Annotated in this window: 17 protein-coding genes and 1 tRNA gene; 9 read left to right on the forward strand and 9 right to left on the reverse strand. The window is 60.1% G+C overall.

Annotation, left to right across the window (positions count from 1 at the left end; genetic code table 11):
* Positions 1 to 10: 10 nt before the first annotated feature.
* Entirely contained in the window at positions 11 to 694 is a 684-nt protein-coding gene (locus E4631_RS17590; RefSeq protein WP_133655579.1) for a response regulator transcription factor, read from the reverse strand.
* 114 nt (positions 695 to 808) lie between these two features.
* On the opposite strand from E4631_RS17590, the gene E4631_RS17595 reads away from it, so the two are divergent.
* Complete coding sequence (locus tag E4631_RS17595) at positions 809 to 1,504, forward strand: DUF4369 domain-containing protein (protein ID WP_133655580.1); 696 nt, start codon at positions 809 to 811, stop codon at positions 1,502 to 1,504.
* A 67-nt stretch (positions 1,505 to 1,571) separates the two neighbouring features.
* Here the strand turns inward: E4631_RS17595 and E4631_RS17600 are convergent, their stop codons facing one another.
* Positions 1,572 to 1,907, reverse strand: a complete 336-nt coding sequence (locus E4631_RS17600) for a tetratricopeptide repeat protein (protein ID WP_133655581.1) — start codon at positions 1,905 to 1,907, stop codon at positions 1,572 to 1,574.
* Positions 1,908 to 2,055: 148 nt separating this feature from the next.
* Between E4631_RS17600 and E4631_RS17605 the strand changes: the two genes are divergently transcribed.
* The 6 genes from E4631_RS17605 to E4631_RS17630 all read left to right on the forward strand — a co-directional run bounded on the left by E4631_RS17605 (position 2,056) and on the right by E4631_RS17630 (position 7,422).
* Positions 2,056 to 2,796 carry an electron transfer flavoprotein subunit beta/FixA family protein gene (locus tag E4631_RS17605; protein WP_133655582.1) on the forward strand — a complete coding sequence of 247 codons (741 nt, stop codon included), beginning with the start codon at positions 2,056 to 2,058 and terminating at the stop codon, positions 2,794 to 2,796.
* Positions 2,797 to 2,902: 106 nt separating this feature from the next.
* Positions 2,903 to 3,880: an electron transfer flavoprotein subunit alpha/FixB family protein gene (locus E4631_RS17610; RefSeq protein ID WP_133655583.1), complete on the forward strand. Its 978-nt coding sequence runs from the start codon at positions 2,903 to 2,905 to the stop codon at positions 3,878 to 3,880.
* Between the two features lie 191 nt (positions 3,881 to 4,071).
* Positions 4,072 to 4,701, forward strand: a complete 630-nt coding sequence (locus tag E4631_RS17615; RefSeq protein WP_133655584.1) for a bifunctional nuclease family protein — start codon at positions 4,072 to 4,074, stop codon at positions 4,699 to 4,701.
* An 82-nt stretch (positions 4,702 to 4,783) separates the two neighbouring features.
* A complete protein-coding gene (locus E4631_RS17620; protein WP_133655585.1) occupies positions 4,784 to 6,025 on the forward strand; it encodes a pyridoxal phosphate-dependent aminotransferase in 1,242 nt (413 codons plus the stop codon).
* A gap of 61 nt (positions 6,026 to 6,086) precedes the next feature.
* Complete coding sequence (locus tag E4631_RS17625) at positions 6,087 to 6,764, forward strand: cytochrome b/b6 domain-containing protein (protein ID WP_133655586.1); 678 nt, start codon at positions 6,087 to 6,089, stop codon at positions 6,762 to 6,764.
* A 73-nt stretch (positions 6,765 to 6,837) separates the two neighbouring features.
* Entirely contained in the window at positions 6,838 to 7,422 is a 585-nt protein-coding gene (locus tag E4631_RS17630) for a TetR/AcrR family transcriptional regulator (RefSeq protein ID WP_133655587.1), read from the forward strand.
* A 124-nt stretch (positions 7,423 to 7,546) separates the two neighbouring features.
* On the opposite strand, the gene E4631_RS17635 is transcribed toward E4631_RS17630, so the two are convergent.
* The 7 genes from E4631_RS17635 to E4631_RS17665 form a co-directional block, all read right to left on the reverse strand.
* Positions 7,547 to 8,161 (reverse strand): BLUF domain-containing protein, encoded by a 615-nt coding sequence (locus tag E4631_RS17635; RefSeq protein ID WP_133655588.1) that lies wholly within the window; start codon positions 8,159 to 8,161, stop codon positions 7,547 to 7,549.
* 378 nt (positions 8,162 to 8,539) lie between these two features.
* Positions 8,540 to 8,627: transfer RNA gene (locus E4631_RS17640), tRNA-Ser, on the reverse strand.
* Between the two features lie 128 nt (positions 8,628 to 8,755).
* Entirely contained in the window at positions 8,756 to 9,853 is a 1,098-nt protein-coding gene (locus E4631_RS17645; protein ID WP_133655589.1) for an asparaginase, read from the reverse strand.
* Entirely contained in the window at positions 9,853 to 10,620 is a 768-nt protein-coding gene (locus E4631_RS17650; protein WP_133655590.1) for a TatD family hydrolase, read from the reverse strand. The genes E4631_RS17645 and E4631_RS17650 overlap by 1 nt, the downstream gene beginning before the upstream one ends.
* 18 nt (positions 10,621 to 10,638) lie before the next feature.
* Positions 10,639 to 11,067: a GNAT family N-acetyltransferase gene (locus E4631_RS17655; RefSeq protein WP_133655591.1), complete on the reverse strand. Its 429-nt coding sequence runs from the start codon at positions 11,065 to 11,067 to the stop codon at positions 10,639 to 10,641.
* A 3-nt stretch (positions 11,068 to 11,070) separates the two neighbouring features.
* Positions 11,071 to 12,195 carry a glycosyltransferase gene (locus E4631_RS17660; protein ID WP_133655592.1) on the reverse strand — a complete coding sequence of 375 codons (1,125 nt, stop codon included), beginning with the start codon at positions 12,193 to 12,195 and terminating at the stop codon, positions 11,071 to 11,073.
* Positions 12,196 to 12,207: 12 nt separating this feature from the next.
* On the reverse strand, positions 12,208 to 12,942 hold the full coding sequence (locus E4631_RS17665; RefSeq protein WP_240735032.1) for a polysaccharide deacetylase family protein: 735 nt from the start codon (positions 12,940 to 12,942) through the stop codon (positions 12,208 to 12,210).
* Between the two features lie 136 nt (positions 12,943 to 13,078).
* Here E4631_RS17665 and trxA point away from each other — a divergent pair, with 136 nt between their 5' ends.
* A complete protein-coding gene (trxA, locus tag E4631_RS17670; protein ID WP_133655593.1) occupies positions 13,079 to 13,384 on the forward strand; it encodes a thioredoxin in 306 nt (101 codons plus the stop codon).
* A 104-nt stretch (positions 13,385 to 13,488) separates the two neighbouring features.
* On the forward strand, positions 13,489 to 15,837 hold the full coding sequence (locus E4631_RS17675) for a TonB-dependent receptor (protein ID WP_133655594.1): 2,349 nt from the start codon (positions 13,489 to 13,491) through the stop codon (positions 15,835 to 15,837).
* Positions 15,838 to 15,842 lie beyond the last annotated feature (5 nt).

Here is a 15,842-nt window from a genome sequence, read left to right on the forward strand (position 1 = left end):
GGCAGCAGGACTACTCTTCCCGCAGCACGTAGCCCATCCCTACTACCGTATGAATCAGCTTTTTACTAAATCCCTTGTCCACTTTATTGCGCAGGTAATTCACGTACACGTCAATCACGTTGGAGCCCGTATCGAAGGAATCTTCCCAGGTGTGCTCCGCAATTTCGCCCCGGCTCAGCACGCGGCCCTGGTGGCGCAGCAGCAGCTCCAACAGGTTGAACTCGCGGGCTGTGAGCTTGATGGGCTGGCCGGCGCGGGTCACGGTTTTGGCGGCAGTATCTACCGTTAGGTCGGCCAGGCTCAGCTGGTTGCCTTTGGTGGAGCGGCGGTCGCGGCGGCGCGTGAGCGCCCGCACCCGCGCCAGCAGCTCCACAAAATCGAAGGGCTTGATGAGGTAGTCGTCGGCCCCACCGTCGAAGCCCAGAAGCTTGTCTTGAGTAGTGCCCAGCGCGGTGAGCATGAGAATGGGTAGCTCCTGGTCCTGAGCGCGCACGGCTTTGAGCACCTCCAAGCCGCTTTGGCCGGGTAGGATAACGTCCAGGATAACCAGGTCGAACTCTTTCCCCAGCGCCAGCCGCTGGCCAAAGGTGCCGTCGTAGGCTACCTCCACCTCGTAGCCCTCCTCTTCCAGCCCGCGCCGGATGAAAGCCGAGACCTTAGGCTCATCCTCAACTAGTAAAATCTTGGTTGACATAGGCCACAAAGTAACGGCGGGGTCACACAGACTTATATTTATCGGTGCAATACTATATTGCCGGCACTGGCGTTAGCTGCTTACTTTCCCCTACCCGTATCTTACTCCATCTCCATGAAAAAGTACGTACTCGGCTTACTACTGCTGGCTCCCACGCTGGCTTTTGCCCAGGCCCCTACCCCCTACGTAGTAAAAGGCCAGGTAGGCCAGCTCAGCGCCCCGGCCAAAATCTATCTGGTATACGGCCCGCAGGTACTGGATTCGGCCACGCTGAAAAACGGCCAGTTTGAGTTGCGGGGCTCCAATGGCTGGCCTCACTCGGCCGAATTGGTACTGGAGCGCCAGGGTCATTTGCGGGAAGGAATGCGAAATAATATATACACCCGTTCGTCACCCGAGCGTGTTTCCTTATTTATCAGCCCCGAACCGGTAACAGTAACCAGCCCCGACTCGCTGCCGAAGGCCCACCTTGCGGGCGGTGCTCAGCTGGCGGCCTACCAGCGATTGCTGGCCTCTACGGAACCTGTTTATCAAAAAATAAAGGTGGCAGGGCAGCAAAAGGCTACTCAAACCGAGTATGCCGTGCTTGATAAAGAATATACCCAAATGGCTTTTGCCTTCATCAAAGCCAACCCAACTTCTTGGGCGAGCCTCGAAATACTGGGCCAACTTAGAATGACAACGCCACCTCGCTACGAAGAGGTAGCGCCGCTCTATAGGGCTTTCAGCCCTGAGCTGAAGAACAGCCCGCCCGGCCGGTTTTACGGCGAACTACTGCAAGGCCTCAAGGCAAACGGCCATCAGAACTGAGGTGCCCAGCTTCATTTAGCACAAATCCCTTCCGCGGGCCGGCTATCGGTAAGCAGTGCCCTACCCTCTATTCGTCCTCGTAGTCCAGGCCCAGGCAGCTGTTGAGGGCCTGCTGAATCTCGCTGGCGGCGTGCAGCTGGCCGGCTTTTCGGCTTACTACCAAGCCTTTGCGATAAACCTGCTCGGCTTCATCCTTCTTGCCGAAGCCTTCGAGCAGCTTGCCGGCGTGGTAGTAGGTGCCTACGTAGTCGGGGTGCTCGGCCAGCAGCTTCTCGTAAAATCCCCAGGCGCGCAGGGGCTCGGCCGCGCGGTACTCGGTGGCCAGGGCGTAAATCGTGAAGGGGTCGGTGGGGTCGGCTTCGTAAAAAGCTACCAATTGTTGTAAGCGGCTGGGGGCATCCATGGGCGGGGTTTGGGCTATCTTTGAAGCAAAATTGCGACTTTCAGGCCGCATTCTGGTTGTAAGCGGGGTCGAAAGACCTTTTTTGGCCTGGCAACTGTTATGCAAGCCGACTACTTTTGCATTCTCCTCTCACCCTACCCTTGCTTACATGAAGTTTCTAGTTTGCATTTCTAACGTGCCCGACACGACCACCAAGATAACCTTTACCCCTGATAACAAGGAGTTTAATAAGGCCGGGGTGCAGTTCGTGATTAACCCCTGGGACGAATATGCCCTCACCCGCGCCATCGAACTGAAGGAAGCCAACGTGGGCAGCACCGTGACGGTGCTCAACGTGGGCGAGGCCGACACGGAGCCTAATATTCGCAAGGCGCTGGCCATCGGAGCCGACGACGCCATCCGGGTGAACGCCGCGCCGAAAGATGCCTTTTTCGTGGCCGAGCAGATTGCGGCCATCGCCAAAGAGGGCAGCTACGACGTGATTTTGATGGGCAAGGAAAGCATTGACTACAACGGCTTCCAGGTGCACGGCATGGTAGGCGAGCTGCTCGGCATCCCGACCGTGGCGCCGGCTATGAAGCTGGATATGAGCGGCAACACCGCCACGCTGGAGCGCGAAATTGAGGGCGGCAAGGAGATTGTGCAGGTTGCTACCCCCTTCGTGGCCTCGTGCCAGCAGCCCATGTGCGAGCCCCGCATCCCCAACATGCGCGGTATTATGACGGCCCGCACCAAGCCCCTGAAAGTAGTGCCCGCCACCGGCGACGCCCCCCGCACCGAGGTGAAGGAATTCGCCCTACCCCCCAAGAAGCAGGGCGTGAAGCTCATTGACGCCGCCAACGCTGGCGACCTGATTAAGCTGCTCCGCAACGAAGCCAAAGTCATTTAAGGGAGTTATGAGTTAAAAGTTGTGAGTTATGAGTTGGCAAACAGCCTACCTCAAGCTCAAGCCGGCAACTCATAACTCATAACTTTTAACTCATAACTTAAAAGAGATGTCTGTTTTAGTAGTAGTTGAATGCGATAAGGGCGAAGTGAAAAAATCTTCGCTCGAAGTGGCTACCTACGGTGCGCAGCTTGCCGCGCAGCTCGGTACCAGCGCTACGGCCGTGGCCGTGGGCGAAGCCTCCGACGCCAGCCTTGCCAAGCTTGGCGAGCAGGGCATCACGAAGGTGCTCTATGATAAGGAGCCGCGCCTCAAGGACTTCGTGAATAATGCCTACACCAAGCTCATTGCCACCGCTGCCCAGCAGGAAGATGCCAAGGTGATTGTGCTGGCCAACAGCAACATCGGTGCGGCTGTGGGCTCGCGCTTGTCCATCCGGCTGCAAGCTTCGCTGGCTACCAACGTGGTGGAGCTGCCCAAAACCGAGGGCGGCCAGTTTACGGTGAAGCGCGGCGCGTTTTCGGGCAAGGCGTTTTCGGACGTGGTGCTGAACGGCGAGCGTAAGATTATCGCCGTGAAGAAAAACTCTATTGAGGCTCAGCACGAAGCCGGCAAAACGGCCGAGGTAGTGGCCTTTGCGGCTCAGCTTAGCGATGCCGACTTTGCCGATGCACCCAAGCAGGTGGTAATGCAGGACCAGGCCGGCGGCATTTTGCTGCCCGAGGCGGCGCTGGTGGTATCGGGGGGTAGGGGCATGAAAGGCCCCGAAAACTGGAACCTCATCGAGGACCTGGCCAAGGCACTGGGCGCGGCCACGGCCTGCTCGAAGCCGGTGAGCGATGTGGACTGGCGCCCTCACCACGAGCACGTGGGCCAAACAGGCATCACGGTTTCGCCCAACCTATACATTGCCTGCGGCATTTCGGGCGCCATTCAGCACTTGGCGGGCGTCAACTCGTCGAAGGTGATTGTGGTGATTAACAAAGACCCGGAGGCGCCGTTCTTTAAGGCAGCCGACTACGGCATTGTGGGCGACGTGTTTGACGTGCTGCCCAAGCTGACGGCGGCCGTAAAAGAACTCGGCTAGGTGAGCGCTGGCGCCGCTGCCAGTTACTATTCTCACTATCAACGTCATGCGGCAGGCGTCGCATGACGTTTTTTTGTGAATTTCCGACCAATCACGACGCATTTAGTAAGCTATTTCCGGCCGTTGTTGCTTTATTTGTCGTAAAGACTACCCATTATCCGTTTCCAGGACCCGAAACGCCCCCGCGACCCTTGAAAAAAATCCCGCTCGAAATTCTGGGCCTCTCCTCTTCGCAATCACAGTCCGGCTCGTTTGCCCTTATTCTGGGCGAAAAGCATGGCAACCGCCGTCTGCCTATTATTATCGGCATGTTTGAAGCGCAGAGTATTGCCATTCAGATTGAAAAAATCAGTCCCAACCGGCCCCTCACGCACGACCTGTTCAAGGCTTTTGCCGAGCACGTGCACGTGGCCATTCTGGAAGTGATTATCTCCGACCTTAAAGAAGGCGTCTTTTACTCGCGCATCGTGTGCTCCGACGGGGCTACCACGTTTGAGATTGATGCTCGTCCTTCCGATGCCATTGCCATTGGCCTACGCTTTGGCGTGCCCATTTTCACGGTAGAAAGTGTGCTGAGTGAGGCGGGCATTATTCTGACGGACCTCGATGAGGCTGGCGAGGAGGAAGAAGATGATGACGACCGCGATGACGACGACGAGGACACCGACGAGGCGGCCCGCCCCGCACCCCGCGCCGCCGCCGAGCCCAGCGGGCAGGTATCGCTCGATGAGCTGACCAAGATGCTTGCCCAGGCGCTCGAAAAAGAAGACTACGAAAAAGCCGCCAAGATTCGAGACGAGCTAAATAAGCGTAACGGCTAATTTTCTCGCTCTCCGCAACTGTCCCGGCCGATTATTCGACCGGGACTTTTTCTTACGCTATTTTTACAACTTTCTGTAAGTTATGTCATTATCCGTATCGCAACGCGGGCAGGATATGCCCGCCTCACCCTTTCGTAAGCTAGCTCCCTTTGCTGAAACTGCCAAGGAGCAGGGCAAGCACGTGTACCACCTCAATATTGGCCAGCCCGATATCGCTACCCCCCCCAGCTTGTTTGAAGCCGTGCGCAAAGCCGATATCCGGGTGCTGGCCTACAGCCACGGGGCGGGCACCGACAGCTACCGCCAGAAGCTCCAGGCCTACTACCACCGCGCGGGCATTGAGGTTGATACGGAAGAGATATTGGTGACGACGGCCGGCAGCGAGGCCATCCTGTTTGCGCTGCTCACCTGCCTGAACCCCGGCGATGAGCTGGTGGTGCCGGAGCCGTTTTATGGCACCTACTCGGCCTTTGCCATCGCGGCGGGCGTAACTATCGTGCCCGTAACGGCCACGATTGACAACGGTTTTGCCCTACCCCCCCTCGCGGACTTCGAGGCCGTAATTACGCCGCGCACCAAGGCTATCTTGCTCTGCAACCCCAGCAACCCTACCGGCCACGTGTACACCCGCGCCGAACTGGAAGCGCTGCTAAGCCTGTGCCAGCGCCACCAGCTTTTTCTGCTTTCGGATGAGGCGTACCGTGAATATTGCTACGATGGCGCGCGTGCTACGAGCGCGCTCAACCTAGTGGGCGGCGAAGACTACGTAGTGGTGCTGGATACGATTTCGAAGCGCTACAGCGCTTGCGGGGCGCGGGTAGGCTCGCTGGTGACGCGCAACGCGGATGTATTTCAGACGGCCTTCCGCTTTGCCCAGATGCGCATCAGCCCGCCCGGCCTGGGCATGCTGCTGGGCGAGGCCGCCGTAGAGCTGCCCGAGAGCTACTTCGACGAGAACCGGGCCGAGTACCAAGCCCGCCGCGACCTCACGGTGCGCCGCCTGCAAGCTATGCCGGGCGTGCAATGCCCCGTGCCGGGTGGCGCGTTCTACGTGATGGCCGAGCTGCCCGTAGACGATGCCGAGCGCTTTGGCGAGTGGCTGCTCACCGATTTCAGCTACCAGAACGAAACGCTGATGCTCTCGCCGGCCAATGGCTTCTACCAAACGCCCGGCTTGGGCACGCAGCAAGTGCGCCTGGCCTACATCCTGAACCTGCGCGACCTTGACGCGGCCCTCACCTGCCTGGAGCACGCCCTGCTGGCCTACCCCGGCCGCACCCTGGCGCCCGCTGCCGTGCAGGAAACCGCCGCAATGCTTTCTTAAGCTATTCTTAAGTAACAGTAGCCGCGGGAATTACGTCTGACTACGCTCACTCACTTTTTTTATGCAAGCCATCGCTGTTCCTCCCGCCACTGCCACCCACGATTACTCTAAAGGCATGCGCATTTGGCACTGGGCCAACGCTACGCTGGTATCGGGCCAGCTCCTGACCATTCTTTTTCAGAAAGTTATTGTCAATGCCCGGAGCGCGGTGCCGGAGTTTCAGGAGGCCATTACCAAGGGCGGGGGTAGCCTGACGCAGCAGCAGGGCCGCGCCGTGGCGCACGTGATAAGCGAGCGCATCTGGACCTGGCACGTGTGGATGGGCGTGACGCTGGCAGCGTTCTGGCTGTTTTGGACGGTGATGCAGGCGCTCGACCCGGCCGGCCGGCGCTTTGGAGCGCGGCTAATGGCGGCGGCCCGGCGCTATAAGCTAGCCGCCCCCGCCGAGCACGCCGACGCCCGCCACGCCCTGCTGGCTAAGCTCACCTACGCGGCTTTTTACCTGTTTATCACCATCATGGTCGTCACCGGTTTGATATTAATTTTTGCCGATGACGTTCCCTTTCTGAATAGCATCAAGCACACGGCAGAGGAAACGCACAACGTGACGATGTATCTGATTATCGGCTACATTGTACTGCACGTGGTAGGGGTAGTATGGGCAGAGATAACCGAGGACCACGGGCTGGTATCGCGCATGGTAAGTGGCCCGGCAGACAAACAAAGTCCCCAAGACTAGTAACGAACGGTAGTTAGGTTGGCGTGCGAGGAAGTAGCTTTGTGGTTGCTACCCCTCTCTCTTCCCACCCGCCATGCTCAAAATAAAAAAATCGGTTAAGCGCGAGCTTATCTTGACTGAAGCGGCCAAGCTTTTTAAAGACCGGGGCTACAGTGGCACGTCGATGCGCGACCTGGCCGGGCAGGTGGGCATGGAGGCAGCGAGCATGTACAACCACATCAAGTCGAAGGACGAGCTGCTGGATACCATCTGCTTTCGCATTTCGGACACGTACATCTCGCAGCTGCAAGATACTGCCGCACAGGCTATTCCGTACGGAGAAAAAATAAAAGCGCTAGTGCAGCTGCACATTCGCCTGATGGTGGAGGATAGCGCGGCGGTATCGGTGGCCAACCACGACTGGAAATACCTGCCCGAGCCGCGCCTCACCGAATTTAAGCAGGCGCGCAAGGCTTACGAAAAGGGGTTTGCCGCGCTGATTGAGGCGGGCATCGCGGCGGGCGAGTTTCGTCCGGTAAACGTATCGGTGGCGCTGTTTACGGTGCTGTCGGCGGTGCGCTGGGTAGAGCTGTGGTATCGCCCCGGCCGCGGCCTGACGGCCGAAGAGCTCGAAAGCAACATCATCACGGTGCTGCTTGGCGGGCTGGAAAAGCCGTAAAACTATTACCCCTACCCCCTTGCTGCACAGCGGTTTAAAGGCAATCCAATGGCAACCAATCAGCTTTGCAGCAACTGCTCATTGGTTTTCTGCTAGCGCGGAAATGTCCTGCTAAACCGCCGCCCTACCCCTTCTCTGCTTGCCCAAGCTGCGTGGCGGCCGGAGTAATGCCAAAGGCTTGGAGCAGCGCCAGCAAATAGGGCTCGGCTACTTCCGGTGCTGGTAGTGTTTCCTGGCTCACCACCAAATCGAGGGCTTCGGCTACTTCGAGCCCTGCCACTCGCCCAAAGCCCATGCTCCAGTCGGCAAAGCGGCGGGCCGGGCCGGGGCCTTCGCTCACGGTTACCACCTGGGTATGCCGCGGGTCTTGCTGAATGCGGGCGTAGAGCTGGCGCACCTGCTGCTCGTCGCCTTCCAGCAGCTGCACAAACCGGCCGTCACTGTAGAGCAGAATTCCCGTTATGCTATGCCGCCCATTGAAGTTACGAGAACGCTCAAGCAAGGCCTGCAATTGCGCTTCATCAAACGGCTGCGCGGCCACACTATGATAAAGCACCTGATAGGTACTAGCATCCAGCAAGCTAATAACTTGGTCAATAGTGAGTTCACCCCGTTGGTAGCGGTCTAGCAACTGCCGTTCGTAGCGCTGGGGAGCCAGGGCCGTGTTGGCCGTTACGGCCACGGCGCGCGCCACAATACGGCTGCGCTCGGTCTGACTATCGCTGTCAAAAGCTTTCATACTATCCACGGTCAGCTGAACTGCGCAACATGCTTTACCCAGGCATATCACTTACGTAATTACTACCCCTCTCTTGAGAGAGTAGATACGCAAACCAGCAAAAATATTTTCACTAATTGCTTTTAATCGTAAAGCTACCAGAATAAATGCATTTAGCAATCCATCAAATCGGCCTAATTCAGGTACCGATTCGTTCATTTTACTGTTCGCAGCGCTTGAGGAACGCACTCCGGCCTGCCACAGCCAAAAGCTGGCACTCGGAGGATAAGAGTTTGCATTTAGTGAGGGTCACGTGAGTGAGACAGGCAATGATTGTCTCTTAAACCGTCCGCTGACAAATCAAAAGCCCCGCTTCCAGCTCGGAAACGGGGCTTTTAGCAGAGAGGATGGGATTCGAACCCACGATAACCTTTTGGGCTATACACACTTTCCAGGCGTGCTCCTTCGACCACTCGGACACCTCTCTGAATGGGGCTGCAAAGATAGGGAAGAAAGCGCAGTGTAGGGTAAGCTTTAGCTTGCCGTTGCTTGAGTAGGTTAGGCTTTAGCCGGCCGCCGATAAACTCGCAGCTGGTAAAATGACAAGCTGCGAGTTTATCCTACGCTTGTTTTCAGCGTAATCTCGCCGCGCAGGTCGTGGCTGAGCAGCTGCCGGGTTTCGACCTCGCTCAGGCCCAGGCCGAGCACAAACATGAGCTTGGTGATGGCGGCTTCGGTAGTGATGTCGTCGCCGCCGATAACGCCCAGGCCGGCGAGGCGGGCGCTGGTTTCGTAGTGGCCTTGCACTACCCTACCCTCCTCGCATTGGCTCACGTTGAGCAGGTAAACGCCTCGGGCATAGGCCCGTTCGAGGCAGGCCAGAAACCACGGCGCGGTGGGCGCGTTACCCGAGCCGTAGGTTTCGAGCACGCAGCCGCGCAGGCCAGGTACGCTCAGCACGGCCTCCACTACCCCCTCCGTAATGCCCGGAAACAGCCGCAGCACGGCCACTTTTTCCTCCAGCTTTTGGTGGACTTTGAGGCGGGCGGCGGGCAGCAGGCGGATATTAGTGTCGTTGAAATCGAGGTTGATGCCTGCGCGGACCAGCGGCGGATAATTTTCGCTTTTGAAGGCGGCAAATTGCTGGCTTTCGACCTTTTTGGCGCGGGTACCCCGAATGAGTACGTCGTTGAAAAATACGCCCACCTCGGGCAGGCGCACGGTGTGGGCGTGCGGGTGGCGGGCGGCGGCTATCTCCAAGGCCGTGAGCAGGTTGCGGGTGGCATCGGTGCGGGTGCGGCCCACGGGCACCTGCGCGCCGGTAAAGATGACAGGCTTGCCCAGGGATTCGAGCAAAAAGCTTAGCGCAGCGGCCGAATAGGCCATGGTATCGGTGCCGTGCAGAATAATAAAGCCGTCAAAATCAGCATAGTGCAGGCCGATGAGCTCGGCTAGCCAGAGCCAGTCGGCGGGCGTGACGTTGCTGCTGTCGATGGGCTGCGGAAAGGCCAGCAACTCCAGGCGGTAGGGCAGCTGGCGCAGCTCGGGCATGCGCTTGCCCAACTTGCTGAAGTGCATAGGCACCAGCTCCTGCCGCCGATTCACGGCCATGCCCACCGTGCCGCCGGTGTACAGAATGAGCAGGCGCGGGGCCGCCGCGTCGGTAGCTTCGGCGGCGGTGGGCAGCGTGAGCAGGGGTAGGGCGTCAAGCATCAGAGGTTGAATAACGCGTTGGCGGTGCGCGTGGTGGCGTCGGCCACGGCCTCGGGCGCCTGGCCCAGCAGAGCGGCCAGGCGGTGCAGCACCAGCGGCAGGTAGGCGGGCTCGTTGCGCTTGCCGCGGTAGGGCACCGGGGCCAGGTAGGGGCAGTCGGTTTCGAGCACCAGGTGCTCGAGGCCCACGTGCGGCAGCACCTTGTCCAGCCCGCCGTTTTTGAAAGTGGCTACCCCCCCTATTCCTAGCTTAAAGCCCAGGGCGATGATGCGCTCGGCCTCGGCCAGGCCGTCGGAGAAGCAGTGGAACACGCCGCTCAGGGTGCCGTCCTGAGCTTCGGCCACCAGCTCATAGGCCTCTTCGAAGGCGCTGCGGGTGTGCAGCACGATGGGCAACCTGTACTGCTTGGCCAAGCGCAGCTGCTCGCGCAGGGCTTCCTGCTGCTGCGGCAGGTAGGTCTTGTCCCAGTAGAGGTCGATGCCGCATTCGCCCACCGCCACGAAGGGCCGCCGCGCTAGCCAGTCGGACACTTCCTGCAGGTCCTTTTCAAACGTTGGCCCCACCGAGCAGGGGTGCAGGCCCATCATGGCGTGGCAGGTGGCGGGGGCATTGGCCTCCAACTCCAGCATGGCGTCGATGGTCGAGTGGTCCACGTTGGGCATTAAGATGGTGCCGACGCCCGCCGCCACGGCGCGGTGCAGCGCCTCGGCTTGGTCGGGCCGGAACTGCTCGGAATACAGATGCGCGTGGGTTTCTATTAACTTCATAATAAGCAAATTATCTCCTCAAAGCGAGCAGCGCAGACGTAGATACGGAATGTCGCCTTTGTAAAAAACGTCGCCCTCGGGCGCTAGGCCAAAGCGCTGATAAAACGGCAGGGTATTCTGGCGGGCGTCGCACCAAATCATGACCGCGCCCTGCGCCCGCGCCGCCTGCATTGTGTGGCGTAGCAGCGCCGTGCCCAGACCCCTACCCTGCCAGGCCGGGTCGGTGGCAAACTTGCGGAAGCGCGCCTCCCCCGCAGGGGTTACAAATAGCGAAATTACCGCCCGCAGCTCGCCCGCCACGAAGGCGCCGAAGTGCTGGCCGGCCGCATCATCGGGTAGCTGCACGTAGGCCGGCGGCTTATCGGGCCACAGCACCGCGTGGCGAAGGGCGTAGGTCTGCGCGGCAGAAATGGGCTGAATAGCACTTATTACTTGCTCATTATTCATGGCTTATTGATAAACCCGTCCTTTCCAATCAACCCTTTTGGGCCCAAACATGCGCCGGAGGGTGAGGTCGGTGAGGAGCGCTAACGAAAAAAATTCGTAGCCAACCACCACCAGCCCGGCCGGGGGGGGTAGGCCGGCGCGGCGCGCGGCTACCCCGGCCATAAGGCCCTGGGCGGCTATTTTGAGGGCCATCGCGCCCAGCGCCCAGGCTGGGCGGCTGGCCAACAGCAGGCCCACCACCGCCAGCCAGTAGCCGCTAAACAGCACCAAGCTCACCTGCACCTTGCGGGGCAGCGCCGCAGCGCCGCGCATCCAACGCAGACGCTGTCGCAGCAGCGCCGCCCACGAGCCGGCCGGCAGCGAGGCCGCCCGCACGGCCGGCTCAAACAGCTGCCGAAAGCCATAACCCTGCGCGTTCACGGCTTCAAACAAGGCAAAATCTTCGGTGATAGAGAAGGGCAGCGCCTCGTAGCCGCCGGTGGCGCGGTAGGCAGCGCGGGTCACGAGCATGTTGTTGCCCATCGCCGTAATGGGCTGGCCCGCGTCGGTAGCCACCTGCATGGAAGCCAGCGAGAGCAGCCAGTCGAGGCCCTGGCAGCGAGCCAGCCAGCCCGGCCCCTGCACCACCGTGAGGCCCGTGACGGTACCCACGCCCGGCGCGGCATGGGCCAGCATACTCGGCACCCAGGTGGGGGGTAGGGCAATGTCGGCGTCGGTAATGAGCAGATAATCAGTAGTGGCACGGCGGGCCAGGTGGGCTAGCACATTGGCCTTGCCCCGCGCCGCACCCAGTGTATCAGTGATGGGAATTATCTGGAAAGCACCCCCAAACCCCAGCATGGCGGCCTCGGCTACGGCGCGGGTGGCGTCGGTGCTGGCGTCGTCGCCGAGCAGCACTTCGAGCAACTGGGGGGGGTAGGCAAGCGCGCGCACGCTGGCCAGGCACCGCGGCAGGGCGGCGGCTTCGTTGCGGGCGGCAATGAGGATGCTGACGCGCGGCAGCGACGCGGGCAGCGCCACCGGGGCCGGCGCGCCCGTGCGCCGGGCCAGCCGCCACGTCACGTAGGCCAGCCAGGCTAGCCACAGCAGGCAGTAGGCGGCACTCACGTAAAACAATATGCTCAGCATCTGACAATCAACTTATAACAACGCAAACTCGTAGCCCAGCTCGCTGTAGTGCGCCAGCAGCCGGGGCAGCAAAAACCGCAGCGAGCGGCTGGCCTTGCACGAATCGTGCAGCACCACGATGTCGCCGGGGCGGGTGGCGGCCAGCGTCAGGCGCAGCGCGGTTTCGGGGGGTAGGGCGGGGTCGTAGTCGCGGGTGAGCAGCGACCACATAATGACGCGGTACTGCCCACGCAGCGCCCGCAGCACCGGCCAGGTGAGGCGGCCGTAGGGCGGGCGGAAAAGAGGCTTCACAGCTGTTAGCTGATAGCTGATAGCTGATAGCTTTTCGGCCGGCTCTGTTCTCTCTGTTTCTATTGAACGAGAGCTATCAGCTAACAGCTTTAAGCTATCAGCTAACAATAATTCGCACTCCGCCACGCCGGCCAGGTAGGCGGCGCGGGGCGTATTCCAGGCGCTGCGGTGGTGCTGGGTGTGGTTGCCGAGGCGGTGGCCGGCGGCCAGAGCAGCGCGGGCAATGGCGGGGTGGCGGGCCAGGTTGTCGCCCACGCAAAAGAACGTGGCCGGGGCCTGGTAGGCGGCCAGCTGCGCCAGCACCCAGGGCGTTTCTTCCGGAATGGGGCCGTCGTCGAAGGTGAGGTAGAGGCGCGGCCGGCCCGTGGGGCCCACCGGCGCGCCCCGCCACTCGCTGCCCGGAAACAGCGGGTGCAGCCAGGCCGGCGGGCGTGTAAGCGGATTAGGAAGCTGCAAAACGAAACCGAAACGAACAAGCGTAGGTACTACCAGAAGACCAGGCTTCCGCCTGCAAACTTACCGTTGCGGCCGCAGCTACCCCATCGGCCTCCAATTCATCATTTTTAATTCTTAATTCTCAATTCCCTAAATCATGCCCCGCAAGTCCTTCTCCGAGCTCATTAACAGCCCCGGCATGCCCGTGCTGGTCGATTTTTATGCCGACTGGTGCGGGCCCTGCAAAACGATGGCGCCCATCTTGCAGCAGTTTGCTGCGCAACACGAGGGCAAGCTGCGCATCATTAAGATAGATGTGGACAAAAACCAGGCGGTAGCCCAGCAATTCAACGTGCAGAGCATCCCTACCCTCATTCTTTTTCACAAAGGGCAGCCGGTGTGGCGGCAGGCGGGCGTGGTGCCGGCCACCCAGCTTACGCAGGCGGTAGGAGCCTATCTGTAGGCTTTTCAGCCACCAGCGCCTCTGGCGAATGTGGCCGGGCTACAAACTAAAGTAACGTGGTCAGCGTTGGCGCAACACGCGCCCATGGGCCGTTACTTTGTACTATGATTCGAGACGCGCTACTACGCAATTTTATACTAATCAGTGTTTTACTAGCAACTTTTCCGCGCTGGGGCTGGGCCCAGGCGCAGCACGTGCTGAGTGGGGTAGTGAGGGGTAGCGATGGCGGCGTGCTGCCCGGCGCGTCGGTAGCGGTGCCCGCGCTGGGCCTGGGCACGGCCACCGAGGCCGATGGCCACTACAAACTCAGCCTGCCCGAGGGGGCGCAGCAGGTGGTGGTGTCGTTTGTGGGCTACACGTCCCAGACGCTGAGCGTGAACCTGCACCGCAGCCAGCAGCACAGCTTCACGCTGGCGGCGGCGGCCAGCGAGCTGGGCGAGGTGGTGGTGCGAGGCGAGCAGACGCTAAAAGAAAAGCTGCAAACTACCCAGATGGGCGTCGAGCACCTCAGCATCCGCGAGGCCAAGCTGCTGCCGGCGCTGTTTGGCGAGGTCGATATTCTCAAAACGCTCCAGCTCAAGCCTGGCGTGCAGAGCGGCGGCGAGGGCAGCAGCGGCCTGTTTGTGCGCGGCGGCTCGGCCGACCAGAACCTGGTGCTGGTGGATAATGTGTTGGTTTATAACCCCAACCACCTGTTTGGACTGTTCTCGGTGTTCAACTCCGACGCCGTGCAGAGCGTTGATTTGTATAAGTCGGGCTTCCCAGCGCAGTTTGGGGGTAGGCTTTCGTCGGTGGTGGATGTGAAGCTGCGCGAGGGCGACCGCGAGAAATTTGTGACCACGGGCGGCATCGGCCTCATCTCGTCGCGCCTCAGCTTTGAGGGGCCGATAAAGAAGGGCAAGGGCTCGTTTATCGTGAGCGGGCGGCGCACGTATTTCGACGTGTTTACCCGCGCTCTGAACCGGGTCAATGCCAATAAGGAGGACTACACGCCCATCCCGGACTACTATTTCTACGACTTCAACGCCAAGGCCAACTACACGCTCGGCGAAAAGGACCAGCTGTTTTTTACGGGTTACTTGGGGCGCGATGTCTTCGGCTTTACCTCGCCCAATGGCTTTCAGGCCGCGTTTACCTGGGGCAATACGCTGGGCGCACTGCGCTGGCAGCACGTATTTTCGCCCCGGCTCACGGCCAATACGTCCGCGTCGATAACCTCTTATAAGTACAACCTCGGCAACAGCATCGACCAGTTTTCCTTCAACCTGGGCTCGACCATTCTGGACTACACCGCGCGCACCGACTTCGACTACGTGCCCAACGACCGGCACACTATCAAGTTTGGCGCCCTGGTTACGGCCCACAATTTTGGGGTAGGGCGCTTGCAGCGCAACTCGCAGGACAACAGCTTAAACGTCAATTCCGACGTTAATTACCTTGGCCAGGAAGCCGGCCTCTACGCCAGCGATAATATCAAGGTTAACGATAAATTTCAGACGGAGCTGGGGCTGCGGCTGTCGGGTTTTCAGAGCGGCACCGACCATTTTGCTGGCCTAGAGCCGCGCGCGGCGGCCCGCTACTCGCTCTCAGACAAGGTGGCGCTGAAGGCCAGCTACGCGCTCATGTACCAGTACGTGCACCTGGTGTCGAACTCGGGCGCGTCGCTGCCCACCGATATTTGGTACCCCTCGCGCCTGTCGGTGAAGCCCGAGCGCTCGCAGCAGGTGAGCTCGGGCGTGAGCTTTTTACTCGGCGATGGCAAGTTTTTGCTCACCGACGAAGTGTATTATAAGTGGGCCAACAACCAGATTGACTTCAAGGACGGCGCCCAGATTTTTGCCAATAACAACCTTGATACGCAGTTCCTCTTCGGCCGCGGCTGGGCCTACGGCAATGAGCTGTACCTAGAGAAAAAAACCGGCAAAACCACTGGCTGGATTGGCTACACCCTGGCCTGGACCAAGCGCAACTTTCCGCCGCAACTCGGCACCTCGGGCATCAACAACGGCCAGGATTTCTATCCCAACTACGACCGGCGTCACAACCTGAACATCGTCGTTATTCACCAACTCAATACGCGCCTCTCGCTCACAGCCAGCTTTGTATACACGAGCGGCGCGCCCACTACCCTGCCGCTGGGCCGCTTTGCCACCCAGGATATTTACCAGGGCGGCATCCAGGCCGTACCGGTGTACCCAGACCGCAACTCGTACCGCATGATTCCTTACCACCGCCTCGACCTGGGCTTGGTGTACAAGCTGCGGCCCACCCGCATCGGCGGCGACCGCGACCTGACTTTCAGCATCTACAACGCCTACAATCGGCGCAACGCCTACTTCATCTACTTCGAGCAAACCCGCGACAAGGCGACGGACCAGGTCACCGGCTACCGCGCGCAGCAGGTGTCGCTGTTCCCGTTCATCCCGTCGGTGACCTACAATTTTAAATTCTGACCACT

Source organism: Hymenobacter sp. UV11 (genome assembly GCF_004684095.1).
In the GTDB taxonomy this organism is placed as follows: domain Bacteria; phylum Bacteroidota; class Bacteroidia; order Cytophagales; family Hymenobacteraceae; genus Hymenobacter.